Origin of the sequence: Pseudomonas oryzihabitans (assembly GCF_006384975.1) — a bacterium.
In the GTDB taxonomy this organism is placed as follows: Bacteria; Pseudomonadota; Gammaproteobacteria; order Pseudomonadales; family Pseudomonadaceae; genus Chryseomonas; species Chryseomonas psychrotolerans_B.
Window position 1 is genome coordinate 4,978,647 of record NZ_CP021645.1, and the last position, 23,264, is coordinate 5,001,910.

17 protein-coding genes are annotated in these 23,264 nt (G+C 66.1%); 8 read left to right on the forward strand and 9 right to left on the reverse strand.

Annotated features, from left to right (window positions below):
- The first annotated feature begins 108 nt into the window (after positions 1-108).
- Together CCZ28_RS22460 and CCZ28_RS22465 are read left to right on the forward strand one after the other, a co-directional pair.
- Positions 109-1,770 (forward strand): VRR-NUC domain-containing protein, encoded by a 1,662-nt coding sequence (locus CCZ28_RS22460; protein WP_140220949.1) that lies wholly within the window; start codon positions 109-111, stop codon positions 1,768-1,770.
- Complete coding sequence (locus CCZ28_RS22465) at positions 1,767-4,040, forward strand: ATP-dependent DNA helicase (RefSeq protein WP_140220950.1); 2,274 nt, start codon at positions 1,767-1,769, stop codon at positions 4,038-4,040. Before CCZ28_RS22460 ends, CCZ28_RS22465 begins: the two co-directional genes overlap by 4 nt.
- A 260-nt stretch (positions 4,041-4,300) precedes the next feature.
- On the opposite strand, the gene CCZ28_RS22470 is transcribed toward CCZ28_RS22465, so the two are convergent.
- Positions 4,301-4,684 carry a glyoxalase superfamily protein gene (locus tag CCZ28_RS22470; protein WP_140220951.1) on the reverse strand — a complete coding sequence of 128 codons (384 nt, stop codon included), beginning with the start codon at positions 4,682-4,684 and terminating at the stop codon, positions 4,301-4,303.
- 244 nt (positions 4,685-4,928) lie between these two features.
- Between CCZ28_RS22470 and CCZ28_RS22475 the strand changes: the two genes are divergently transcribed.
- A complete protein-coding gene (locus CCZ28_RS22475; RefSeq protein ID WP_140220952.1) occupies positions 4,929-6,563 on the forward strand; it encodes a glucan biosynthesis protein D in 1,635 nt (544 codons plus the stop codon).
- Positions 6,564-6,690: 127 nt separating this feature from the next.
- Here the strand turns inward: CCZ28_RS22475 and CCZ28_RS22480 are convergent, their stop codons facing one another.
- The 5 genes from CCZ28_RS22480 to CCZ28_RS22500 form a co-directional block, all read right to left on the reverse strand.
- Positions 6,691-7,425, reverse strand: coding sequence for a GGDEF domain-containing protein (locus CCZ28_RS22480; RefSeq protein ID WP_140220953.1), 735 nt, complete (start codon positions 7,423-7,425; stop codon positions 6,691-6,693).
- On the reverse strand, positions 7,422-7,811 hold the full coding sequence (locus CCZ28_RS22485; RefSeq protein ID WP_140220954.1) for a DUF1987 domain-containing protein: 390 nt from the start codon (positions 7,809-7,811) through the stop codon (positions 7,422-7,424). The genes CCZ28_RS22480 and CCZ28_RS22485 overlap by 4 nt, the downstream gene beginning before the upstream one ends.
- Positions 7,812-7,829: 18 nt before the next feature.
- Positions 7,830-8,393 (reverse strand): SiaB family protein kinase, encoded by a 564-nt coding sequence (locus CCZ28_RS22490; protein ID WP_140220955.1) that lies wholly within the window; start codon positions 8,391-8,393, stop codon positions 7,830-7,832.
- Positions 8,387-9,625, reverse strand: coding sequence for a SpoIIE family protein phosphatase (locus CCZ28_RS22495; RefSeq protein ID WP_140220956.1), 1,239 nt, complete (start codon positions 9,623-9,625; stop codon positions 8,387-8,389). Before CCZ28_RS22495 ends, CCZ28_RS22490 begins: the two co-directional genes overlap by 7 nt.
- 123 nt (positions 9,626-9,748) lie before the next feature.
- Positions 9,749-11,893: a polysaccharide biosynthesis tyrosine autokinase gene (locus tag CCZ28_RS22500; protein ID WP_140220957.1), complete on the reverse strand. Its 2,145-nt coding sequence runs from the start codon at positions 11,891-11,893 to the stop codon at positions 9,749-9,751.
- A gap of 534 nt (positions 11,894-12,427) precedes the next feature.
- Here CCZ28_RS22500 and CCZ28_RS22505 point away from each other — a divergent pair.
- Positions 12,428-14,008: a hypothetical protein gene (locus CCZ28_RS22505; protein ID WP_140220958.1), complete on the forward strand. Its 1,581-nt coding sequence runs from the start codon at positions 12,428-12,430 to the stop codon at positions 14,006-14,008.
- A gap of 40 nt (positions 14,009-14,048) precedes the next feature.
- Complete coding sequence (locus CCZ28_RS22510; RefSeq protein ID WP_140220959.1) at positions 14,049-15,323, forward strand: hypothetical protein; 1,275 nt, start codon at positions 14,049-14,051, stop codon at positions 15,321-15,323.
- Positions 15,324-15,418: 95 nt separating this feature from the next.
- Here the strand turns inward: CCZ28_RS22510 and metE are convergent, their stop codons facing one another.
- Positions 15,419-17,707: a 5-methyltetrahydropteroyltriglutamate--homocysteine S-methyltransferase gene (gene metE, locus CCZ28_RS22515; protein WP_140220960.1), complete on the reverse strand. Its 2,289-nt coding sequence runs from the start codon at positions 17,705-17,707 to the stop codon at positions 15,419-15,421.
- Positions 17,708-17,806: 99 nt separating this feature from the next.
- Between metE and CCZ28_RS22520 the strand changes: the two genes are divergently transcribed.
- The 3 genes from CCZ28_RS22520 (at position 17,807) to CCZ28_RS22530 (ending at position 20,561) form a co-directional block, all read left to right on the forward strand.
- Entirely contained in the window at positions 17,807-18,724 is a 918-nt protein-coding gene (locus CCZ28_RS22520; RefSeq protein ID WP_140220961.1) for a LysR family transcriptional regulator, read from the forward strand.
- A gap of 242 nt (positions 18,725-18,966) precedes the next feature.
- Positions 18,967-20,061: a DUF1615 domain-containing protein gene (locus CCZ28_RS22525; protein ID WP_437179240.1), complete on the forward strand. Its 1,095-nt coding sequence runs from the start codon at positions 18,967-18,969 to the stop codon at positions 20,059-20,061.
- A gap of 143 nt (positions 20,062-20,204) precedes the next feature.
- Positions 20,205-20,561 carry a hypothetical protein gene (locus CCZ28_RS22530; protein ID WP_140220963.1) on the forward strand — a complete coding sequence of 119 codons (357 nt, stop codon included), beginning with the start codon at positions 20,205-20,207 and terminating at the stop codon, positions 20,559-20,561.
- A gap of 34 nt (positions 20,562-20,595) precedes the next feature.
- On the opposite strand, the gene CCZ28_RS22535 is transcribed toward CCZ28_RS22530, so the two are convergent.
- Positions 20,596-21,843: a diguanylate cyclase gene (locus tag CCZ28_RS22535; RefSeq protein ID WP_140220964.1), complete on the reverse strand. Its 1,248-nt coding sequence runs from the start codon at positions 21,841-21,843 to the stop codon at positions 20,596-20,598.
- Between the two features lie 132 nt (positions 21,844-21,975).
- On the reverse strand, positions 21,976-23,220 hold the full coding sequence (locus CCZ28_RS22540) for a sensor domain-containing phosphodiesterase (RefSeq protein ID WP_140220965.1): 1,245 nt from the start codon (positions 23,218-23,220) through the stop codon (positions 21,976-21,978).
- Between the last annotated feature and the right edge of the window lie 44 nt (positions 23,221-23,264).

Below are 23,264 nucleotides of genomic sequence, written 5' to 3' on the forward strand. Positions count from 1 at the left end.
GGAAGAAAGACTGCTGCCCCGGGGAGATGACCGCGCATCGCGTCGGGGTTGCCCGCTCCGATCAGGGCTGGATAAATAGCCAGCCGCCTACCTGCTCGCCCGTTTCGCATGAAAGCTCCGCTCGAAGATCCCTTCTACTATCTGCACAACTTCCAGCGGGTACTGGATTGGGTCGCCCTGCGCTATCCCGATCTGCTCGACGACCGCGAGCAGGGCTTCATCGCTGCCTTTGCCGACTTGCCACAATCCTCGCGGGCGCTGCTGGTGCGCCTGGTGATGCGCAAGGGCGAGGTGTTCCGCGCCAGCAAGCTGGTCTATGCCGAGATCGGCTGCCCCCGTGCCGCGGCGGAGCCGCTGGTGACCCTCGGCTGGCTACTGGCCGATCCCGAATTGCACCTGATCGAGCTCTTCGCCCTGCTGCGCAAGGAAGAGCTGCTCGGCTGCTTCGGCAATCGCCTGTCCAAGGCCGGACGCAAGGAAGACTGGTTGGCCCGCCTGGAGGCCGAGCAGGCCACGCCCCTGGCCTTCAGCGGCTGGGCCGGTACGCTGCCCGAGCTGGTGGGGGAGGGCGTCTGGCGGCTGACGCTGATGGATCTCTGCGACCGCCTGCGTCTGTTGTTCTTCGGCAATCTGCACCAGGACTGGACCGACTTCGTCCTCGCCGACCTGGGTATCTTCCAGTACGAGACGGTGGCCTTCAGCGCCGAATCCCGGGCCTTCGGCCAGCGGCACGAGGTGGATGCCTATCTGCACATCCAGCGCTGCCGCCAGGCGCTGCGCGATGGCCTGCCGGCCGCCGAGTTGCTGCCGCTGCTGCCCGCCGAACGCTTCGCCAATACCTGGCTGGAACTGCGTCGGGGCAAGCTACTGCATGAACTAGCGCAGCATCATGAACGCCTGGGTGAGCTGGCCCAGGCGCAAGCCCTCTATGCCGCCTCGGCGCACCCCGAATCGCGCATCCGCGCCCTGCGCATGCTCGAACGCCTGCAGGACTGGCCCGCCGCCCAGGCGTTGGCGGAGGCCATCGCCGCCGCCCCGGCCCATGACGCTGAGCGCCAGCAGGTGGCGCGCATCCTGCCGCGGCTGGTGCGCAAGCAGGGTGGTCCGCCCAACAAGCGCCGCCCGGCCAGTACTGTGGAGCGCCTCGACTTCGAACTGGTCAACGACGGCCTGCGCCGGGTCGAGTGGCTGGTGCGCGAGCACCTGGGCCGTGACGAGGCGCCGGTGCACTACGTGGAAAACACCCTGCTCACCAGCCTGTTCGGCCTGCTGTGCTGGGACGCCATCTTCCTCGCTATCCCCGGTGCCTTCTTCCACCCCTATCAGCGCGAACCGGCCGACCTGCGCCTGCCAGGCTTTCGCGAGCGCCGCGCCGAGGCCTTCGCTGCCTGCCTGGCGCGACTGGACGACGGCTCCTATCCAGCGGTGATCCGCGAGCGCTTCGCCAGCAAGCGCGGCCTGGCCTCGCCCTTCGTCGCCTGGGGCATCCTCGGTGCGGAGCTGCTGGAGCAGGCGCTGGCCTGCCTGCCGGCGCAGCATCTGCGGCTGTGCTTCGAGCGCCTGCTGGAAGACCCGGAGAACAACCGCACCGGGCTGCCCGACCTGATCCAGTTCTGGCCGGCGGAAGGCCGCTACCGAATGATCGAGGTCAAGGGTCCGGGGGACCGGTTGCAGGACAACCAGCGCCGCTGGCTGGACTTCTTCGCCGCCCATGACATTCCGGTGAGCGTCTGCCACGTGCAGTGGCAGGCCGCCGTGACGCCGGCATGAGCTATCGCATCGCGGTTCGCGCCCTCTGCGAATTCACCGCCAAGGCCGGCGACCTGGACCTGAGGTTCACCCCGTCGCCTACCGCCTTGGAGGGCATCGAGGGCCACCAGCGGGTGGCGGCACGGCGCGGCCCCGACTACGAGCGGGAGGTCAGCCTCCAGGGTGACTTCGAGGACCTGCAGGTGCGCGGCCGGGCCGACGGCTTCGATGCCGCGGCCCAGCGCCTGGAAGAGATCAAGACCCACAGGGGCAGCCTGGACCGTCAGCCGGGCAACCATCGCCACCTGCACTGGGCCCAGGCCAAGGTCTATGGGCATCTGCTGTGCCGGACTCGCGGGCTATCGCGCCTGACCCTGGCGCTGGTCTATTTCGACATCGGCAACGGCGCCGAGACCGTCTTCACCGAAGACTGGACGGCGGCGGACCTGGCCGCGCATTTCGAACTGCAATGTTCGCGCTTTCTCGCCTGGGCGCGCCAGGAACTGGCCCATCGCGCCGCAAGGGATACCGCCCTGGCGACTCTGGCCTTTCCCCATGCCGACTTCCGCCACGGCCAGCGGCCCCTGGCGGAGGCTGTCTACAAGGCTGCCAGCGTCGGCTGTTGCCTCCTGGCCCAGGCACCCACCGGCATCGGCAAGACGGTGGGGACGCTGTTCCCCATGCTCAAGGCCATGCCCCGGCAGAACCTTGACCGGCTGTTCTTCCTCGCCGCCAAGACGCCCGGCCGCGCCCTGGCCCTGCATGGCCTGGAGACCCTGGCCGCGCCGGTGCGGGTGCTGGAACTGGTGGCGCGGGACAAGGCCTGCGAACACCCGGAGCTGGCCTGCCATGGCGAGTCCTGCCCGCTGGCGCGCGGCTTCTATGACCGCCTGCCGGCCGCCCGCGCCGCCGCCCTGGCCGAACCCATGCAACTGACACGGGCGCGGGTGCGGGAGACGGCCCTGGCCCACGATGTCTGCCCCTACTACCTGGCCCAGGAACTGGCGCGCTGGAGCGACGTGGTGGTGGGCGACTACAACTACTATTTCGACGGCAGCGCCATGCTCCACGCTCTGGCTCAGACCCAGGAGTGGCGGGTTGGGGTGCTGGTGGACGAGGCCCACAACCTGCTCGACCGCGCCCGCGGCATGTACAGCGCCAGCCTCGATCAGCGCCGCCTGGCGGCCGGCAAGGCGGTGGCGCCGCCGGCCATCGCCAAGGGGCTGCAGGCGCTCAACCGCGAATGGAATCGCCTGCACAAGGAACAGCAGGTCGACTACCAGGTGCAGCCGGAATTGCCCGCGGCCTTCCTCACCGCCCTGCAACGGGTGGTGGGTCTGCTTACCGAGCACTTCGGCGAACCCGGTCAGCCACCGGCGCCGGAATTGCAGACGCTGTTCTTCGACCTGCTGCAGTTCATGCGCCTGGGCGAGACCTTTGGCGATCACTCCTTGTTCGACGTCACCCTGCTCAAGGGGCGCGGCAAGACGCAGTCGCAACTCAACCTGCGCAACCTGGTGCCGGCGCCCTTCGTCGGTCCGCGGCTGGCGGCGGCCCGCAGTTGCACCCTGTTCTCGGCCACCCTGATTCCCCAGCATTTCCACCGCGACTTGCTCGGGGTGCCGGCTGGCAGTGCTTGGGTCGATGTCGCTTCGCCCTTCGCCGCCGAGCAACTGGAAGTACGGCTGATCAGGCTGTCCACCCGCTACGCCGACCGCGCCGCCTCCCGACTCCCCATCGCCACCCTGATCGCCAGCCGCTATCGCCAGCGGCCGGGCAACTACCTGGCCTTCTTCAGCAGCTTCGACTACCTCGACCAGGTGGCCGAAGCCCTGGCCGAGGCGGCTCCCGACGTACCCCAGTGGCGCCAGTCCCGCGGCATGGACGAAGCCGCCCGCCAGGCCTTTCTCGAGCGCTTCCAGGCCGACGGCCGTGGCATCGGCTTCGCCGTGCTCGGCGGCAGCTTCGGCGAGGGCATCGACCTGCCCGGCGACCGCCTGATCGGCGCCTTCGTCGCCACCCTGGGGTTGCCCCAACTCAATCCGGTCAACGAGCAGCTGCGCCAGCGCCTGCAACGGCGCTTCGGCGACGGCTATCGTTACGCCTATCTTTATCCGGGCCTGCAAAAGGTCATCCAGGCTGCCGGGCGGGTGATCCGTACCGTGCAGGACCGCGGCTGCCTCTATCTTATCGACGATCGTTTCACCCAGCCTGAGGTCAGGGCACTGCTGCCGAGCTGGTGGCAGGTGGAGGAGGGGGCAGTGCCGCTGCCCGAGTCCCTGCCGGCCTGAGACCGTTGGGCTTCGCTGTGCTCAACCCAACCTACGAAGGAGACGGTGAACTTGTGCGGTTGCCTTTCCCTCACCCCAGCCCTCTCCCCGAGGGAGAGGGGGCAGAGCGGCAGGGGGCGTGACGCCGGCGTAGGGTGGAAAACCGCGCAGCGTTTTCCACCTGAGGTCCATGCCCAGGCAGCCGAGGCGACCCGAAGTCCTCGTAGGTTGGGTTGCGACGGCTCCACCGTCGAAGCCCAACGAAGCGGGTCCGCGCCGTGCTAACCCGCCGCCTCTTCCTCACAGAACCTCAGTCGATTACCAAAGGGATCGGCGATCTCCATCACCAGGCCCCAGGGCAGTTCCTGGATGCCCGGGCGGGCGAAGCCGTAGTGCTGGGCCAGCAGCTCCGCCTGGAAGGCGCGGATGCCGGCCATCCGTACGAAGACCGTCGAGCCCGGGCAGGCGTCGCCGTGGTGCCCGGACAGGTGCAGGCGCAGGCCGGCGCGTTCGACTTCGGCGTAGAGCGGCAACCCCGGCTCGAAGCGGTGTTCCCAGACCAGGCGGAAACCCAGGAAGTGGCAGTAGAATTCACGCGCCTTTTCGTCATCGAAGATGCGCAGGATGGGACTGGGTTGCCCGAAGGCGATGGCTGTGTCGGACATGGACGATGCTCCAGGGCGCAAGCGGTATGGACCGGGAAGGGCTCAAGTTGCGCCTTCCACAACGATGGGTAACCCGAACTGTGAACCGGAAAGCTTTGGTAACCCTCCTAGCAAGCCAGAGCGTGAGCTGGGCTGCAGTTCACCGGTGCGATGGCGAAGCTATCCGGGTATCGTGCATTCTTTTTTTCCTTCTGGCGGTTCGGCTGGGCCGAATCTTTCATCCTTAGTGAACCAAGGTTGATCCATGCAGCGTAGACACCTGCTCAAAGCGTCTCTGGCCCTGGCGGCCTACACCGGCATTCCCTCCACCGGGCTGTTCGCCCTCCAGGCCTTCGCCAATCCGGCCGATGGCGAAGGCCAGACCTTCGATTTCGACTGGCTCAAGCAGCAGGCCAAGGAACTGTCCGGCCAGCCCTACCAGCCCACCGCGCAAAAGCTGCCGGACACCTTGGCGAACATGACGCCCCAGCAGTTCAACGCCATCGGCTACGACAGCCAGCATTCGCTCTGGCACGACCTCAAGGGCCAACTGGACATCCAGTTCTTCCACGTCGGCATGGGCTTCAAGACGCCGGTACGCATGTACTCGGTCGATCCCAAGACCCACCAGGCCAAGGAAGTGCACTTCCGCCCAGAGCTCTTCAGCTACAACGACAGCGGTGTCGACCAGAGCCAACTCAAGGGCGACCTGGGCTTCGCCGGCTTCAAGCTGTTCAAGGCGCCGCACCTGTCCCAGTACGACATCGTCTCCTTCCTCGGCGCCAGCTACTTCCGCGCGGTGGACAAGACCCGCCAGTACGGTCTCTCCGCCCGGGGCCTGGCCATCGACACCTATGCCGGTCGTCCCGAAGAATTCCCCGACTTCACCAAGTTCTGGTTCGTCACCCCGCCGAAGAACAGCACCCGCTTCGTGGTCTATGCGCTGCTCGATTCACCCAGTGCCACCGGGGCCTATCGCTTCGACATCGACTGCCTGAACGACCGCGTGGTGATGGAGGTCGACGCCAACGTCAACGCTCGTCGCGACATCAAGCAACTGGGTATCTCGCCCATGACCAGCATGTTCGACTGCGGCACCTACGAGCGCCAGACCTGCGCCACCTATCATCCGCAGGTCCACGACTCCGATCGCCTGTCCATGTGGAAGGGCAATGGCGAGTGGATCTGCCGCCCGTTGAACAACCCGCCCAAGCTGCAATTCAACGCCTTCGAAGACGAAAGTCCGAAAGGCTTCGGCCTGGTCCAGACCGATCATGAGTTCGCCAGCTATCAGGACCTCATGGTGCGCTACGACCGTCGCCCAAGCCTGTGGGTCGAGCCCACCACCGCCTGGGGCAAGGGCGCCATCCAGCTGCTGGAGATCCCCACCTCCGGCGAGACCCTGGACAACATCGTGGCCTTCTGGGCCCCCGCGGAGCCCATCACCGCCGGCAAGTCGCTGCACTTCGGCTACAAGCTGTACTGGAGTGCCCTGCCGCCGGTGAGTACTCCGCTGGCGCGGGTCTATGCTACCCGTACCGGTATCGGCGGCTTCCCCGAAGGCTGGGCGCCGGGCGAGCATTGGCCCAAGGTCTGGGCGCGGCGCTTCGCCCTGGATTTCAACGGCGGCGGCCTGTCGCTCTTGCCCGAGGGCACCGGCATCGAGCCGGTGGTGACCGTCTCCAGCGGCAAGGTGCAGGATTTCCATGTGCTCAAGATCGACGAGATCGGCGGTTACCGGGTGCTGTTCGACTGGTATCCCACCAGCGACAGCACCGAGCCGGTCGCCATGCGCGCCTTCATCCGTACCCAGGACCGTCCGCTGAGCGAAACCTGGCTGTATCAGTACTTCCCGCCGGCACCCGATCAGCGCCGCTATCCGGACTGGAAGAAGTCCTGACGGCGAAACTCAGGGCCGCTGCGTCTTCCGGCGCAGCGGCCCTTTTTCTTGGGCGGCGCAAAGGCCCGGGCATAGCAGGCCCGCCAGTACGAGGGGGAGTGGCTAAGGTGAAGGCGGCCCGAACGTCTCAGTCGGCCAGTACGATCTGGTTGCGACCGCCGCGCTTGGCCTGATAGAGCGCGGCGTCGGCCGCGCCATAGGCGAGTGCGAAGTCGGTGCCCGGCGGGTTGAGGCTGAGGCCGAAGCTGGCGGTCACCGGGGCCGGCCCCGTCGCGTCCAGGGCGATGCGCTGGCGCAGGCGTTCGGTGATGGCCAGGGCCGCGGCCGAATCGCGTGTCGGCAGCAAGACGGTGAACTCCTCGCCGCCCACTCGACCGATGATGGCCGGCGCCTTGACGATCTCCTGCAGGCAGCGGGCGATGGCCTGGATGACAGTGTCGCCGGCCGGATGACCGAACTCATCGTTGATGCGTTTGAAGTGATCTATATCCAGCACGATCATGGCGCCGCCGTTCTGCTGCAGGGCCTTGCCGGCGTAGTCGATGACCGCCCCACGATTGAGTACCCCGGTGAGGGCATCGTGGGTGGCGCGGTATTCCAGTTGCTGGGTGAGCGCCTGCAACTGCTGGTTGAGGGCATTCATCTCGCGTTCGGCGCGGTCGCTGCGGGTGATCAGCCGCCGCGTCTCGCGCATCAGTCGCTCGAAGTGCAGGGTCAGTTCGCCAAGCGCTGCCCGGTAGGCTGCGGCCTCGGCATTCCCCGCGACATACAGCGAGCGGGCCGCTTGCAACGCCAGGGCTTCCTGCTCGAACAGATCCGGGCCAGGGGCGTTGGTGCCGTAGCAGCGGGCGCTGGCGGTCATGCCGGTAGCTCGGGGTGCTCGAAGAACTTCAACGCCTGGAAGTCCAGGCGCAGCTCTTCGCCGAATTCCTGGATGGTTTCGTCTTCCGCATCGAAATACCAGTGCAGCTCGACGACGTTGCCGGCTTGGGCCGCCTGGTCGAGGGCAGCGAACAGGGTGAACAGCATCTTGGTGCTGGAGCTGTTGAAGTAGGCCAGCGCCACATTGACCACGATGGTGGCGCCATGGCGTTGCGCGAGATAGGCGCGCAGCTGTTCGATCACCGGCAAGTAGAAGGCGGCGGCGTTTTCGGGAAAGGACTCTCCCTTGAGCCAGAGCACATCGTCGGCAAAGCGGAAGTCCACTTCGGGAGATGTGGGTGTGGGAGCGATGAACACGGTGTCCATACGAGTATAGGGCCCTGGTCAGATGGTGGCTTTCAGGCAGAACAGCGTCGTGCCCGGATGCCGCGTGGAAGGATGGAAGGCGAATTCCAGCGGAGCGCTGGCATCCCGGGCCATGGTCAGGAAGCCCAGCCCGGCGCCCTTGCTGTCGACGGGCGTCTCGGCGCGCAACGATTCGCGATAGGCCTGCTTGATCTGGTCGAGCGACATGCTGCACAGCGGTTCGAGGCGCTGGCGCAGGGCGTCCACCTTCTGGCTGGCAATGGGATTGGCGCAGAGCATCTGGTAGCTGCCGTCCTGGCGAGTGATACAGACCGAACCCTGGCCCAGCTTGGTGTCCTCGGGCGGATCCGTGGGCAGGGCATCCGCGGAATAATGCAGCACGTTCTGTGACAATTCGATGAAGGAGGAGAACAGCTTGCGCCGGGTGGCCCCGCTGACCCCCGCGAATTCCAGTTGCAGCTTCACCACCTCGGCCATGGCGGCGACGATGCCATGGGAGAAATAACCGTGGTGATAGAAGATGACGTGTTGCTGCTGGGCGATTTCGAGGAAGGCCCCGTCCTCCATGGAAAGATTCAGCATGTCAGCGAGGCCACTTTGATACAGAAGAAGGTGAGGTCGTCACGGCGCAGTTCATCCCCTTGCCAGGTGGCGAGGTCGTCGCTCAGCTGCCGGCAGAATTCGGCGGTGGGCAGGTGCCGTGACTCGGCCAGGCGGGTCAGGGCACGGCGCTTGCCGAAGGAGGTCCGGCGCGGGCCGCCGATCTGATCGATCAGGCCATCGGTGGTGGCGAACAGCAGGCTGCCCGGTTGCAGGGTCAGGGTGGTGGCCGGCCAGTGCTGGTCGACGGGGCTGTCGGCATAGCCCAGGCCGATGCGCAGTGGCGTCAGGGTCACGGCCGTGGTCTCGTCCGGGGGCAGCACCTGGAGCGCCAGGCGGGCGCCGGCATAGGTGAGGGTATGTTCGCGGCGATCCACCCAGAAGCAGGCGATGTCCAGGCCGTCGTTGGATTCGGAGAGATCGCCGGACTGCCCGAGCATGGCCTTGACGCTGGCATTGACCGCCGCCAGCAGGGCGGAGGGATCGCGTGGCCCCCGCTGTTGCAGTGCCTGGGTCAGGGAGGAGGAGGCGATCATGGTCATGAAGGCGCCGGGCACGCCATGGCCGGTGCAGTCGGCGAGGGCACCGAACCAACCGTCTTCGTATTGGGCGAAGTGATAGAAGTCGCCGCCGACCACGTCACGCGGCTGCCAGACCAGGGTGGCGTCCTGTTCCATTACTGCCAGGGCCTCGCGGGAGCTGCGCAGCATGGCGCGCTGGATGACGCTGGCGTACTCGATGCTGTGCATGATCTGGCGATTCTTCTCGGCTTGCAGGTCCGCGACGATGCGCATCAGCTGCACGCCCAGGCCGAGTCCGGCGAAGCGTCCTTCACGGGTGACGATGAAGCCGTCGGCCAGGGCCTTCTCGCCCACCTCGACGGTCCGCCGGGTCAGCTCTTCGATGGACAACCCGGCATCCACTACCAGGGGTTCCTTGTCCATGAAGGCGATGCAGCTTTTGCGGTCGTAGACTTCCCGGTGATACGGCTTGCTCATCTGCGAGAGGAAGATATCCCGGTTGATGAGGCCGATCGGCCGCTCGTTGTCGATCACCGCGAGACTGGTGATCTCGCGCCGCTCGTTGAACAGGTCCATGACCATGGCATTGGTATGCTCGGCCTCGACCGCCGGCCAGGAGGTACAGAGATCGAGGGCGCAGCGTTGTCCGAGATGGACGGCGGCGCGGGAGGCGTGCAGGGGAGCGGACGACATCTGTACGAATCCGTTCGGGAGATCGGGCCAGTCTAGGGGGGCTGTGTTGAGCTTTCATGACAGGCGCTGGCACGACGCCAGCACGCGGCGGCCCGTGCTGGCGTCAGCAGCGGATACGGTGGCTCAGCCGGTCAATACTCCCAGCGTGCCCCGGGTGAAGGGCGCCGTCGGGACGCCATTGAGCACCGCGCCCTGCAGGACCAGTCCACTATGGGCGAACTGGCGCTGGGTGGCCTCGATTTCCTTGGCGGTATTGCAGCCGTGGCGCGATACCAGCAGGCAGGTTCCGGCCTGGGCGGCGAGCAGCACCGCATCGGTCACCGCCAGTACCGGTGGGGTATCGAGGATGATCAATTCGTAGTCATGCTGCAGCTGGCGCAGCAGCTCGGTGCAGCGTGGACTCATCAACAGCTCGGCCGGATTGGGCGGCCGGGTACCGCCCACTAGGCAGTCGAGGCCGGGCACGGCGGTAGCCTGGATAGCCTGGTCCGGCGTCGCCAGGCCCGCCAGCACATCGGCCAGTCCTGGCCGCCGGGCCACCTGCAGGCGCCGATGCAACCGGCCGCGGCGCAGGTCGGCGTCCACCAGCAGCACCCGCGTTCCGCCTTCCGCCATGACCCGGGCCAACTGCACCGCCACCGACGACTTGCCCGCGGCCGGACTGGCGCTGGTGATCAGCAGCAGGTCGTTGCGCGCCGCGGTACGGGTGAAGGCCAGGCTGGTCCTGAGGATCCGCAGGGCCTCCTGGTAGGCGGGATCGGCGGGCGCCTGCAGCGGGCCGCTGATCGCACGGCGCGGGGCGAGCGGCAGTTGCGCCAGCAGCGGCAGGCCCAGCCGTTCGAAGGCGTCGCCATCCTCGATGCCATGCTCCAGGCTGGCGCGCAGATAAACCCAGGCGCCACCGGCCAGGCAGCCGAAGAGCAGGGCGCTGAGTACCAGCAGGGGTTTCTTGGGATAGACCGGGGCGATCTGGGCGTAGGCCGTATCGATGATGCGCACGTCGCTCACCGTGCCCGCGCGGACCACCGCGAGTTCCTGGATGCGCTTGCTGATCAACGCATAGACCTTATCCGCCGCTTCCACCTCGCGCTGCAGGCGCAGCACCTCTTGCTGGGTCTCGGGCAGCGCACCGAGGCGCCGTTGCAGGGCCTGCCGCTCCTGGGTCAGCACCTGACGGCGCGCCAGCAGGGCCTGGTAGAGCGGGTGGGTAGTGGTGAAGCGCAGCGCCAGGGCCAGGCGTTCCATCTCCAGGGCCGAGAGCTGGCCGTCGAGGTCCACCGCCTGGCGCAGCAGGCTGCGCGCCTCTTCGCCAATGGCCACGGAGCCCTGGCGCCGCTGATAGGCGTCGAGCGCCTGGCGGCCCGCGGCCAGGCGCTGACTCACCCGGGGCAGTTCCTGGCGCAGGAAGGCCAGTTGCTGGGTGGCTTCGTCGGCATTGCGGACCACGTCCTGGCGTACGTAGGCCTCGGTGATGCCCTGCAGGATGCGCTGTGCCCGTAGCGGATCCGGGTCCTGCAACTGGATCGACAGGATGCCCGAGCGCTTGCCGCGCTCACTGACGTTGAGCTGCTCCTGCAAGGCCTGGATGGCCACCTCGCGGCGTTGCTTGACCAGGATGAACTCGGTACCCGGATAGGCACGCAGCTGGGCGATGTCCAGGCTCAGGGCGCCCGCACTGGCTGGCTGGCCCAGGCGCCCGTCCAGCAACCGCGTGCCCCGGGCATCGAACAGCACGAAGCGATCCGGCGCCTCGGCCTTGAGCGTGAGCGGCTGACCGTAGAGGGCATCGGGCACCGTCAGCGTGGTGATCGCCAGGCGCTCGCCGCCCCAGCCGTACTGGTTGAGGCCGAAGCGTGCGGGCGCGATGTCGCCATGGCTCCCTTCATGGCGCCGCGCCAGCCAGTCGCCCAGCACTGGCAGGCGGCGCGGCGTGATGGTCAGGTCGAGGCCCTGGGCATCCACCACTTCGCCCACCACCCGCCGCGAGGTCAGCAGCTGCATCTCGGTGATGGCTTCCGGTGGCGGCAGGGGGCGGCCGTTGTCGGCCTCGTCCAGCCGTACGATGCCGCGCTGGTATTCGATCTGGATGGTCGCCACCGCCTGGTAGCGCGGCGCGGCGAACTGGGCGTAGGCCACTCCCAGCAGCGTACAGAACGCCACGCAGGCGAGCAGGCTGCGGCGGTGGCGCCAGAGGGCGGCGCAATAGCGGGCTAAGCCGATATCCACCGCCGGCTGGGCAGCGGGTAGAGCCTGATGCGACATGTCCATGCAGAGTAGGGGCCTTGGGCAGATACGGTGAGGACAGCCGTCGCGGGAAACGCTCGCCCGGCGAGCGTCAACGGTCGGCGAACCGGTTCACACCACACTAGAACCCCAGGCGCTGGATCGGGGATCTGCGCCTCGTCAGCTGGGTGCTACTTCGACTCTAGGCGAAAGCAAAAGCTAAAAATGTGACTTTATGTGCAGAACGCGGCGGCTGCCGGCTTGGCAGTCTCAAGGTGCTAGGGCAGTCTGCTTCGCGACCTCTCGTGTCTTCCTGTGCCTGGCACCGGGAGCGGGTCCGTTCGTTGGCGACCCGTTGCGGTCGTTCTGTTTCAGGCGCCGTTGCCTCCTGGTAGCGGTGTGCTCTTGGCGGCTTCTTGAATGTAGTCAGCGGTTGAAGCCCGGTTACCCGCCAGCAGGCCTGAGTGCCCGCCGTGCGGCTTCGCACCGGTTGTACCAGGCCCGCGGTTGGCGGAGCCCTGGTTCTTCACTGCCCTGGACGGCGTTCTCGACTGCATGGCTGTCAGGAGACAAGCGAACATGAGCGTGCTATCCAGCGTTACCCCTGCCGGGGTCCAGATCAGACGGCGGCCGTTCTGGCTGGGCGGTCTGGCGGTGGCCCTGCTGTTACTGATCGCGCTGCTCTGGCGCCTGCCGGATTTTCGCGACGGCATCGGCGCCCAGAGTCTCGAAGCCAGCTATCACGTGCTGCTCAGCCTCAATGCCCTGGACGAATCCGGCGTGGCCCGGCATTGGTGGCTGCCCACCATCACCCTTGGCGGCAGCCATGACCAGCAGGTGTCCTGGGGGGCTACCATCCCCACCCACAGTGGCGCCTATGTCTACACCAGCTTCACCAGCTACGGCTTTCTCGCCCCCTATCTGGGGCTCAAGGCGGCTGGCCTAGCTCCCTCGCTGCACAGCCTGGCGCTGTTCAATGCGGCCCTCGGTGCCCTGACAGCCCTGCTGCTGTTCCGCCTGCTGTATCTGGTGCTGCGTAGCAACGGTGCCCGCCGCGGCCTGGCGGCCACCACCGCGACCCTGGCCTGCCTGATCGCGGTGTTCAGCCGGGAAGCGCTGCTCTCGCAAGGCGTGCTCTATTGGGTACAGAGCTTCTACCAGGTGCTGCTGCTGGGCTGCCTGCTGACCTTCTTCCACTATCTGGAAACGCCCGACGCCCGCCAGCGCACCCGGCTCGGCTGGCTGCTGGCCGGTCTGGTCTGCTTTGGCGCCCTGACCGAATGGACCGGCTACGTCTTTGGCGGCGGCTTGGCCGCGTTGTTCTGGCTGCAGCGTCAGCAACTGCCGGAAGGCCGGCGGATGGCCTGGCGCCTGGCCTTCGCCTCGGCCTTGGCCGGGCTGCTGGTGCTGTTGCACTACAGCCTGGCGGCAGGCCTGTTGCCGACGCTCAAGGCCTTCGCCCGGCGCTTTCTCGCCCGCAGTCCGAACAACGCCCATCTGAGCGACTTCTTCGCCGGCTATGGCCTGTCGTTCGGGCTGTTCCTCGCTGCCGTAGCGGTCGCGGGTGCTGTGCTGCTCTGGCGGCGCCGCGCCCTGAACTGGCCGCGTAGCACCGCTCTGCTGCTGGTGGTCGCCAGTGTGCCGCTGCTGGAAAACCTCCTGCTGCTGCAACACGCCACCCAGTTTTCCTTCGACCGCCTCAAGTTCATCTTTCCTGCCGCGCTGCTGCTCGGCCTGGCCTTCATCACTCTGAAGACGACCGGTCGCGCCATCCTCGCCGTGCTGCTGGTGTTGGCCGCGCTGCAGAATGCCCACACCTATCGCAGCGATCTCGCCGGCTATGCCGGTTGGACCGCCATCGACCGGCAGAACCAGGCGCTGGCCGGCCTGGTGCGCAATCAGGTCGATCTGGGCTGCACCCTCATCTCCACCGACATGACGGTGCGCGGCTACGCCAATCTGCTGTTCCACCGCAGCATCCACGAGTTGCAGCGCCAGCCGCTGGACTATCGCAGCGAGCCGGGTGCCTGCGGCGGGCTCTATCTGGAAGGCCGGGATTTCCGCGTCGACCTGCCCGAATACACCCGCGCCCGCCTGACCCTGGCGGACGGCCGCCAGCTGACCTACGCCAAGGTGGATGGCGACTGGCGCCGGCAATGAACCTTCTATCCATGACCAGGCCACGAGGAGACCGGGACCAATGCCGGGTACGCTGATCAATCGACTGAGTTTTCTGGCCCTGGGTGGCCTGATGGTCCTGCAATTCGGCGTGTTCGAACAGAGCCCGACCAATCCGGTGGGCATCCGCTACGTGGGCGAGCTGTACCTGGCGATTTGCTTGGGGTTCTTCGCGCTGTTCACCCTGAGCACCTGGCATCGGCCGCAGCGGGACTATCGCCTGCTGATGGCCTTCTGCCTGTTCTCGTCGGCGGTGTTCGTCGGCTTGCCGGCGCTGTTCGCCCAGCTGTTCTGGGGCCAGCCGCTGATCTACGGCATCATCGAGGAGCGGCGGGTGCTCTACTGCTTCAGTGCCTTCCTGGTGCTCTACCTGGCCAAGCGCCTGAGCGCCGCCCAGTTCGAGAATCTGATCATCCTGGTCGGCCTGCTCTCGGCGCTGCTGTGCTGGCTGTCCTACTTCAAGATGCTGCCCGACCTGCGCGAAGAGGTGAAGGATCTCAGCCGTCCCGGCCGGGCCTCCACCGGGGCGGTCGCCATCTTCTTCGGCTACTTCATCTGCATCTACTTCGCCGGCCGCGGTCGCTCCTTCATCGATGGCCAACTGCGACCCAAGCTACGCCATGGCGTGCTGGCGCTGTTCTTCCTCGCCACCATCGTGGTGGTGCTGCAGACTCGCCAGCTGATCGTCGTCTGCATGGTGTTCACCATCCTCGCCTTGCGCGCCCGGCTGATCGGACCGGCGTTGTTCGGCGCCATCGCCATCTCCCCGCTGATCCTCTATCCGCATCTCCTGGAAACCCTTGGCTTCAACCTGGATTTCTATGCGCGCTCGGTCCAGGAAGGGCCCACCGACAACGTGCGGGAAAACACCATCTCCCAGATCATCAACCACCTGCAGCTGTACAACGGCATGCCCAGCGGCAGCCTCAGCCTGATGTGGAACGATGGCTTCAAGCCGATCTTCGGCGACTATTTCTTCCTTTCCGACGTGGGCATCTTCGGCACCGTGTTCCGGTTCGGCTACCTGTCCATCCTGGTGATTCCCATCGGGCTCGCCGTCCACTACCTGGTGGCCCGCAAGCTGTGCCGGGACCTGGAATTCACCCTGGCGGTGTTCCTTTCCTTCATGGTCATCTGGCCGCTGCAGGGCCTGTTCGAATACCAGGGCACCGCCGCCTTGCTCTTCGTCATGCAGGCGCTCAAGACCTACCACGGTGCGCCCCAGTACGGCGTGGTGACCATGCAGGAGCGACCGGGGGCTGTAGCACCCGGTCGACAGTCGTTGCCAGCGGTCTAGCGCGTCGCGGCCGATGAGGGGCATGGGGTGCGCTGACCTGAACAGGCAGGGCCGGGCGCGCCACATCCCGTTTTATCAGGCCGGCTGATCCGCCGTCAGACGAGGTCCTCCCGCAGGGTGCGCGCGGCCGCCACCATATTGACCAGGGCGGCTTCCGTTTCCGGCCAGGCGCGGGTCTTCAAGCCGCAGTCGGGATTGACCCAGAGCCGTTCGGCGGGGATGCGCTGGGTGGCTTTGCGCAGCAGTTTGACCATCTCGGCCTGGCTCGGCACCCGCGGCGAGTGGATGTCGTACACCCCCGGACCGATCTCGTTGGGATACTCGAACTTCTCGAAGGCATCGAGCAGCTCCATGTCCGAGCGCGAGGTCTCGATGGTGATGACATCGGCGTCCAGGGCAGCGATGGATTCGATGACGTCGTTGAACTCGCTGTAGCACATGTGGGTGTGGATCTGGGTGCCATCGTCGACGCCGGACGCGCAGAGACGGAAGGCCTCGGTCGCCCAGGCCAGATAGTGACTCCAGGCGTTCTTGCGTAGCGGCAGCCCTTCGCGGAAGGCCGCTTCGTCGATCTGCACGATCCGTATTCCGGCGGCCTCCAGGTCGACCACTTCGTCACGCAGGGCGAGGGCCAACTGCCGTGCCTGCACCTCACGTGGGATGTCCTCCCGTGGGAAGGACCACATCAGCATGGTCACCGGTCCGGTCAGCATGCCCTTCATGATCTTGTCGGTCAGCCGTTGGGCGTAGGAGATCCACTTGACCGTCATCGGTCGGGGGCGACTGAGGTCGCCGTAGATCACCGCGGGCTTCACGCAGCGCGAGCCATAGCTCTGTACCCAGCCGAAGCGGGTGAAAGCATAGCCATCCAACTGCTCGGCGAAGTACTCGACCATGTCGTTACGCTCGGCCTCGCCGTGCACCAGGACATCCAGCCCCAGGCGTTCCTGGAACTCGACCACCGCGGCGATCGAGGCCTGCATGACCTGCTCGTACGCCAGTTCCGAGAGGCGGCCGCTACGCCAGGCCTGGCGGGCATGCCGGATCTCGGCGGTCTGCGGGAAGGAGCCGATGGTGGTGGTGGGAAAGGGCGGCAGCTGCAGATCGGTCCGCTGCCGGGTGATGCGTTCGGCGAACGGCGAGTGCCGCCGATCGTCACCAGGGCGAATGGCGGCGACGCGCGCCTGCACCTCGGGCTTGTGAATCCGTGCCGAGCTGGCGCGGTCAAGCTGCACCGCACGGCTCTGGGCCAGCGCGGCGGTGACGTCGGCGGCGTGAGGCGCGGTGGCGCTGCGCGCTAGCACGGCGACTTCGGCGCATTTCTGCACGGCGAAAGCCAGCCAGCTCTTCAGTTCGGGGTCGAGCTGGTCTTCGCGCTCCAGGTCGACGGGGCAGTGCAACAACGAGCAGGATGGCGCGATCCACAGGCGCTCGCCCAGTCGCGCCTGGGCGTGGCGCACGAGGCCCGCGGCTTGCTCCAGATCGCAGCGCCAGACATTGCGCCCGTTCACCAGGCCCAGTGACACGACCTTGTCGGCGGGCAGACGATCGAGCAGCTCGGGAAGTTGCTCCGGGGCCCGGACCAGATCGACGTGCAGCCCTTCCACTGGCAGGCCGGCGGCCAGGCCCAGGTTGTCCTCCAGCCCCCCGAAATAGGTCGCCACCAGCTTCTTCAGCGGCGCGCGTTGCAGCTGCTGGTAGGTCCGTTCGAAGGCGTTTTGCCAAGCCCGGGGCAAGTCCAGCACCAGGATCGGCTCGTCGATCTGGACCCACTCCACACCTTGGGCGGTCAGGCGCTGGAAAATCTCGGTATAGAGCGGCAGCAGGCGTTCCAGCAAGGCGAGCTTGTCGAACGGCGTGCCCTTGGTCTTGCCCAACCAGAGATAGGTGAGGGGGCCGAGTATGACAGGTTTCACCGCATGGCCCAGGGCGCGGGCCTCCGCGACCTCCTCGAAGAGCTGCTCCCAGCTCAGGGCGAACGCCTGGTCTTCCGTGAACTCGGGGACCAGGTAGTGGTAGTTGGTATCGAACCACTTGGTCATTTCCTGGGCATGCGCGCCGGCGCCGCAACTGTCGCTCACGCCACGCGCCATGGCGAACAGTGTCTGCAGCGTGGGGGCGCCGGCGTCGCCGCGGAAGCGTTCCGGGATGGCGCCGACCATCAACGAGTGGGTCAGGACCTGGTCGTACCAGGCGAAGTCACCCACCGGCAGCAGTTCGATGCCGGCTTCGCGCTGCACCTGCCAGTGCCGGGCGCGCAGTTCGCACCCCACGGCGCGTAGCCCCGCTTCGTCCAGTTCACCCTTCCAGAAGGCTTCCTGGGCCTTCTTCAATTCGCGCTCGTGACCTATGCGTGGAAATCCCAGGTTATGTGCCAATGCCATCGTCATGACTCCATCAAGAAAAGTTGATGGACCTATTGTTCGATCCCAGAGGTGTATGAGACAAACTCAATAAATTTGTCTGTAACGAGAGTTTTTCTCATGATCGAATTTCGCCACCTGCAGACGATCAGTGCCCTACGCGAGGCCGATAGCCTGATCCAGGCCGCAGAGCGGCTGCATCTCACCCAGTCCGCGCTGTCTCACCAGTTCCGCGAACTGGAGGATCAACTGGGCACTCCGCTGTTCCTGCGCAAGACCCGGCCCGTGCGTTTCACCAGCGCGGGATTGCGCCTGCTGCAGCTTGCCGACCAGGCGCTACCCCTTTTGCGCGAGGCGCAGCGCGACCTCGGCCGGCTGGCGGGTGGCCTGGCTGGACGCCTGCATCTGGCCATCGAGTGCCACAGTTGCTATCAGTGGTTGCTGCCGACCCTGGATTCCTTCCGCGCTGCTTGGCCAGGGGTGGAACTCGATCTGGCCGCGGGGTTCGCCTTCGCGCCGCTGCCCGCGCTGACCCGTGGCGATCTCGACCTGGTGGTGACCTCGGACCCCGTTCCGCTACCCGGCATCTCCTACGTTCCGCTATTCGCGTACGAGGCGTTGCTGGCCGTCGACAATCGCCATCCGCTGTGCGCCAAGCCCTATGTCGAGCCCGCGGACCTGAGCGACCAGACCCTCATCACCTATCCCATCGAGCGCCAGCGGCTGGATATCTTCACGTGCTTTCTCGATCCCGCCGACGTGGAGCCGGCGCACCTACGCACGGCGGAACTCACGCTCATGATGATGCAGTGGGTAGCCTCCGGACGCGGCGTTTGCTGCCTGCCCAATTGGGCGTTGCACGAGTACAGTGCGCGCGGTTACGTCACGGCGTGCCGCCTGGGTCGTGATGGACTCCAGGCAACCCTGCATGCCGCCGTGCGTAGCGACATGCTGGAACTTCCCTACGTCAGGGACTTCCTGCTGACCGCCAAGGACATCTCCTTCTCGACCCTGGAGGGCGTTCAGACCGTCGTTTAGCGTTGCGCGCAGCATGATGTCGAGGTTCATCATGCTGGTGATGTCGAACCCAAACGGCTCGGCCAAGGTAAGGATGTCCGACCATTTTGTAGGACTTGCTTTCGCTGTCCATCCAGCAAGCGCCTTGGGTTTGACAGGCGAAGGCGGTCGTTTGGCTCGCGGCGTGGTCAAAGCGGCCAATGCATCGGTTCGGAGTCGCCGTGTCGTCCACCCTCGTAACCTTTCCTTCCCGGTCTTCGTCCTTGCCGCGGTTGCGGGCCTGGGCTGGCGTGCTCGGTGGCCTACTGCTGGTTGGCTGTAGCCTGACGCCCACGGCACCCGGCCCGAGCCGTTCACCCGCCGAGGTCCGCACCGAATTGCTGCGCCTACTGCCGACCAGCGTGGCGGATCGCCAGGGCTGGGCGAGCGACATCCAGACCGCCTTCAGTGTCCAGCAGCTCGACCCCTCCACGGAGAATCTCTGCGCCGTACTGGCGGTGGCGGAGCAGGAGTCCACCTACCGGGTCGATCCGCCGGTGCCGGGCCTGGGGCGCATCGCTCGCGAGGAGATCGACCGCCGCGCGGCTCGCGCCTATGTGCCTCAGCTGCTGGTACGCACGGCGCTGAATCTCAGGTCGCCCACCGGCAAGACCTATGCCGAACGCCTGGACAGTGCGCGAACGGAGCGCGAGCTGAGTCTGATCTTCGAGGACTTCATCGCCATGGTACCCCTCGGTGGCCAGTTGTTCGGTCGCTTCAACCCGGTACGCACCGGCGGTCCCATGCAGGTGAGCATCGATTTCGCCGAGGAACACGCACGCGGCTATCCCTACGAACGCAGCGGTTCCATCCGCCACGAGGTGTTCAGTCGACGTGGCGGTCTGTATTTCGGGACCCTGCACCTGCTCGGCTATCCCGTGGACTATCCCTCGCCGTTGTATCGCTTCGCCGATTTCAACGCCGGCTGGTACGCCAGCCGCAACGCCGCCTTCCAGAGCGCGGTGAGCCGGGCGTCCGGCGTCAAGCTGGCGCTGGACGGCGATCTGGTGGTGCCGGGCTCGCGGGCCTTGGGCGAGACCGAGCGCGCGGTGAATCGCCTGGCGCCGGAACTGGGCATGAGCGACATCGCCATCCGCCATGATCTGGAAGCGGGCGATACCGCGGAATTCGCCGAGACCGATCTCTATTCCAAGGTCTATGCCCTGGCCGAGCGCAAGGCCGGACGCACGCTGCCCCGCGCCGTATTGCCGGGCATCACCCTGGAGAGTCCGAAGATCACCCGGAAGCTGACCACCGCCTGGTTCGCCCAGCGGGTCGAAGAGCGTTGGCAGCGTTGCCTGGGGCGCGCCCGCCGCTGAGCGGGCCGGCAAGGGCTGAACGGTGTCGCCGGGGGGATGAAGGTCGGTGGCAGGTATGGCAATTGGCCAGACTATTCGCCTACCATGCATGGATGCAGCGGCCTCACGCCGTGCGGTTCTGGTGTAGTCCCCTAGAGGTCCAGATGACCGATACCCCGCCTGGCTCCCGGTTGACGCTGATCGTCGACCAGGCCACCCCTGTAGCAAGCAACCGCATTCCACCCCGTGAGCAGGCCAAGGCGCTACGGCTGCTGCGTACCCTCGGTCTCGAAGCCGATACGCCGCCCGAGCTGGTGCTGGCCTGGCTGGAACGGCGCCAGGGCGGTTGCTCGCTGCCCGAGGCAGCGCGGCAGATCGGTTTGGGCAACTGGCTGGGGGTCACCACCAGCCTGGCTGACCTGAGCCAAAATCTGGCGCGTTTCGAGGCAGTCTATGCCTTGGACAGCGTGCTCGCTTCCCTGGCTACCCTGACCCAGCAATCGCCCCCTGAATCCCGCTGACCCTGGCTGGCGCCGGCGCCAAGGCCGACCGCGCCTAGCCCGCGTCGAGATTCACGCAGGTACGGCCACGGCCCTGCTGCTTGGCCTGATAGAGCCGCTGATCGGCCTCGTGGAGAAAGCCCTCCAGGTCGCTGGCGATCCCGGCGAAGACGCCTGCACTGAACGACAGTGGCGGCGCGCCGGGCGCATAGTGCTGCGATTGGCAATAGCGTCGGAGCAGATCCAGGGCCTGCTGCAACTGCGTCAAGGGCATTCGGCTGACCACCGCGAACTCCTCGCCGCCCAGGCGACCGGTCAGGTCCTGGGGCAGGGTGCGTGCCAGCGCCTGGGCGAATAGCGACAGGGCACTGTCACCGCTGGCATGGCCGTGCTCGTCGTTGATGCGTTTGAAGTGATCCAGGTCGAGCATGGCCACGCTCAGTGATCGCCCCTCGCGCTCGGCCAGCCGGAACCACTCCAGGGCCTGCTCCTGGAAGGAACGGCGATTGCGCAGGCCGGTCAGGGCGTCGTACTGGGCGGCATGGGTCAGGGCGCGCAGGAGATCGCGGCGCTCCAGCGTGGACACCACCCGGCAGTTGAGTTCTTCCGGGCAGAAGGGCTTGCGCAGAAAGTCGTCGGCGCCCTGCTTGATGAACTTGGCGCTCAAGGAGCCCTTTTCATCGGCGGACAGGCCGATGATGCTGAGATCGTGGCGCCCCAGCTTCTGGCGCAGCATCTGCACCAGTTCGAAGCCGCTCAGACCCGGCATGCTGTGGTCCACCACCAGCAGATCGATATCCGGCTGCTCCTGCAGCAGGCGCAAGGCCTCATGACCATCGTGGGCATCCAGCAACTGGTAGCGGTGCGGCCGCAGGACGTAGCGGATGTAGTTGCGGGTAGCGTCCGAATCCTCAGCGATGAGGATTTTCACCTTCGCATTGTTCTCCAGGCGGCGCAGCAGCCGGAAGGCGAATTCGTAGGAGTATTGGCTCTCCTTGAGCACGTAGTCGACCACGCCCTTGGTCAGCAGTTCGTCACGCCGGCGTTCGTCGTAGGAACCACTGAGGACGATGCAGGGCAGGCGATAGCGCAGCACCAGATCGACGCTCTCGCCATTGGGCCCATCGGGCAGGTTGAGATCCACCAGGGCGGCGAAGAACAACTCGGCCGAGGTTTCCAGCATCACCTCGGCATCGGCCAGGGTGGCGCAGAACACCGGTTCGAAATCGCGCTGCTGACGAAAAAGATGCTCCAGGATCTTGAGGACCATGGGGCTATCTTCGATGACCAGAATTGAACGCACCGGTTGCTCCTGCTGAAACGATGATCGGCCGACAGAGGGTCCGGCGTTGACTGGAACCACGGACTTCGTATGGTTATCGACCGACTGGTCAGCAACACGCGACATCGCTGACAACGCTCGGCTCAATCAACGTCAAGGCTCTTCGAGCTGCTGGTAGAGCGGCAGCTGCAGTGCCTCGACGCGGGGCAACGGGCAGGAGAGTAGGTTGCCCTGTACCTTGTCGACATTCAAGGTCTTGAGCGCCCGCAACTCGGCAAAGGTCTCCACGCCCTCCGCGATGACTTCCTTGCGGGTCTCCTGGGCGAAAGCGATGATCGCCGAGGCCAGGGCGCGGCGCTCTGGGTCGTGGTCGATGTCGCGGACCAGGCTCATGTCCAGTTTGATCATGTCCGGTCTTAGCTTGAGGATATGCCGCAGGCTCGAATAGCCGGCACCGGCGTCGTCGATGGCCAGCCGGACGCCCTGAGCCCTCAGGGGTTGTAGCTGGGCATGCAGGGCGTCGTAGTCCTCCACCTCGGCGTGCTCGGTGATCTCCAGCACCAGCCGTCCCGGGGCACTGCCCGCCAACAGCTCCGGCAAGCGGCCGCCGAGAATGGTCTGCGGCGAACAGTTCATGGTGAGGTAGGTGGCGTTCGGCAGGCTTTGCAGCCCCTGCAAGGCATAGCGCATGGCGCTTTCTTCGAGTTCGTCGCCCAGGCCGACGGCGCTGGCTTCGGAAAACCACAGGTCGGGGCTGCGTTGCGGCGGGCAATGGAAGCGCGACAGCGATTCCCAGCCGGCGATGCGCAAATCCGCGAGATGATAGATCGGCTGATAGACGATACTGGGCTGGTGGGCGGCCACCGCGCCGCGGATGCGTTGGCGCATCTCCACTTGGCCACGGCGACTGGACAGGTCCAGGCTGAGCCGGTCGGCCACCAGTTCGGCGAAGGTGCGCACCAATTCCAGATCGCGTGGACTCAAGGTCGGATCGGGCTGGTACCTGAAGCAGCAGAACGTCCCATACAACTCGCCGTCACTGAGTCTCACCGGCACGCTCAGGTGCGCTCCAATGGGCACGCTGCGGGTCTCCGGAATCAGGCGCGTGGCACCCACGGCACGGGTATCGGGAATCAACTCGGGCAGGTGTCCGGTCACTACCTGCTGACAATAGCCTTGGCTGAGCGGGATGACGTCGCCGGCCTTGAGAGGCGCCTTGGGCTCGGCGTCCACGTGGCGAAAGACGCGATCCTGCTGGCGAAATTCGGCGAGAAAGGCCACGTCCATGTCCAGGTGGGTGCGCAGGGCATGCAGCACCTTGTCGATATAACCCTGGCTGCCCAGGTCACCGGTGCCCAGGCTGACCACATCCAACAACTCGGTACTCGATTCCCTCATATCCTCACTCCAGGGAAACTGCGACCTGAGTCAGTGTAGAGGCT

What these genes read in the sequence shown, in the direction of transcription:
- CCZ28_RS22460 (WP_140220949.1), top strand. Translation starts at nt 109, where the DNA reads ATGAAAGCTCCGCTCGAAGATCCCTTCTACTATCTGCACAACTTCCAG.
- CCZ28_RS22465 (WP_140220950.1), top strand. Translation starts at nt 1,767, where the DNA reads ATGAGCTATCGCATCGCGGTTCGCGCCCTCTGCGAATTCACCGCCAAG.
- CCZ28_RS22470 (WP_140220951.1), bottom strand. Translation starts at nt 4,684, where the DNA reads ATGTCCGACACAGCCATCGCCTTCGGGCAACCCAGTCCCATCCTGCGC.
- CCZ28_RS22475 (WP_140220952.1), top strand. Translation starts at nt 4,929, where the DNA reads ATGCAGCGTAGACACCTGCTCAAAGCGTCTCTGGCCCTGGCGGCCTAC.
- CCZ28_RS22480 (WP_140220953.1), bottom strand. Translation starts at nt 7,425, where the DNA reads ATGACCGCCAGCGCCCGCTGCTACGGCACCAACGCCCCTGGCCCGGAT.
- CCZ28_RS22485 (WP_140220954.1), bottom strand. Translation starts at nt 7,811, where the DNA reads ATGGACACCGTGTTCATCGCTCCCACACCCACATCTCCCGAAGTGGAC.
- CCZ28_RS22490 (WP_140220955.1), bottom strand. Translation starts at nt 8,393, where the DNA reads ATGCTGAATCTTTCCATGGAGGACGGGGCCTTCCTCGAAATCGCCCAG.
- CCZ28_RS22495 (WP_140220956.1), bottom strand. Translation starts at nt 9,625, where the DNA reads ATGTCGTCCGCTCCCCTGCACGCCTCCCGCGCCGCCGTCCATCTCGGA.
- CCZ28_RS22500 (WP_140220957.1), bottom strand. Translation starts at nt 11,893, where the DNA reads ATGGACATGTCGCATCAGGCTCTACCCGCTGCCCAGCCGGCGGTGGAT.
- CCZ28_RS22505 (WP_140220958.1), top strand. Translation starts at nt 12,428, where the DNA reads ATGAGCGTGCTATCCAGCGTTACCCCTGCCGGGGTCCAGATCAGACGG.
- CCZ28_RS22510 (WP_140220959.1), top strand. Translation starts at nt 14,049, where the DNA reads ATGCCGGGTACGCTGATCAATCGACTGAGTTTTCTGGCCCTGGGTGGC.
- metE (WP_140220960.1), bottom strand. Translation starts at nt 17,707, where the DNA reads ATGGCATTGGCACATAACCTGGGATTTCCACGCATAGGTCACGAGCGC.
- CCZ28_RS22520 (WP_140220961.1), top strand. Translation starts at nt 17,807, where the DNA reads ATGATCGAATTTCGCCACCTGCAGACGATCAGTGCCCTACGCGAGGCC.
- CCZ28_RS22530 (WP_140220963.1), top strand. Translation starts at nt 20,205, where the DNA reads ATGACCGATACCCCGCCTGGCTCCCGGTTGACGCTGATCGTCGACCAG.
- CCZ28_RS22540 (WP_140220965.1), bottom strand. Translation starts at nt 23,220, where the DNA reads ATGAGGGAATCGAGTACCGAGTTGTTGGATGTGGTCAGCCTGGGCACC.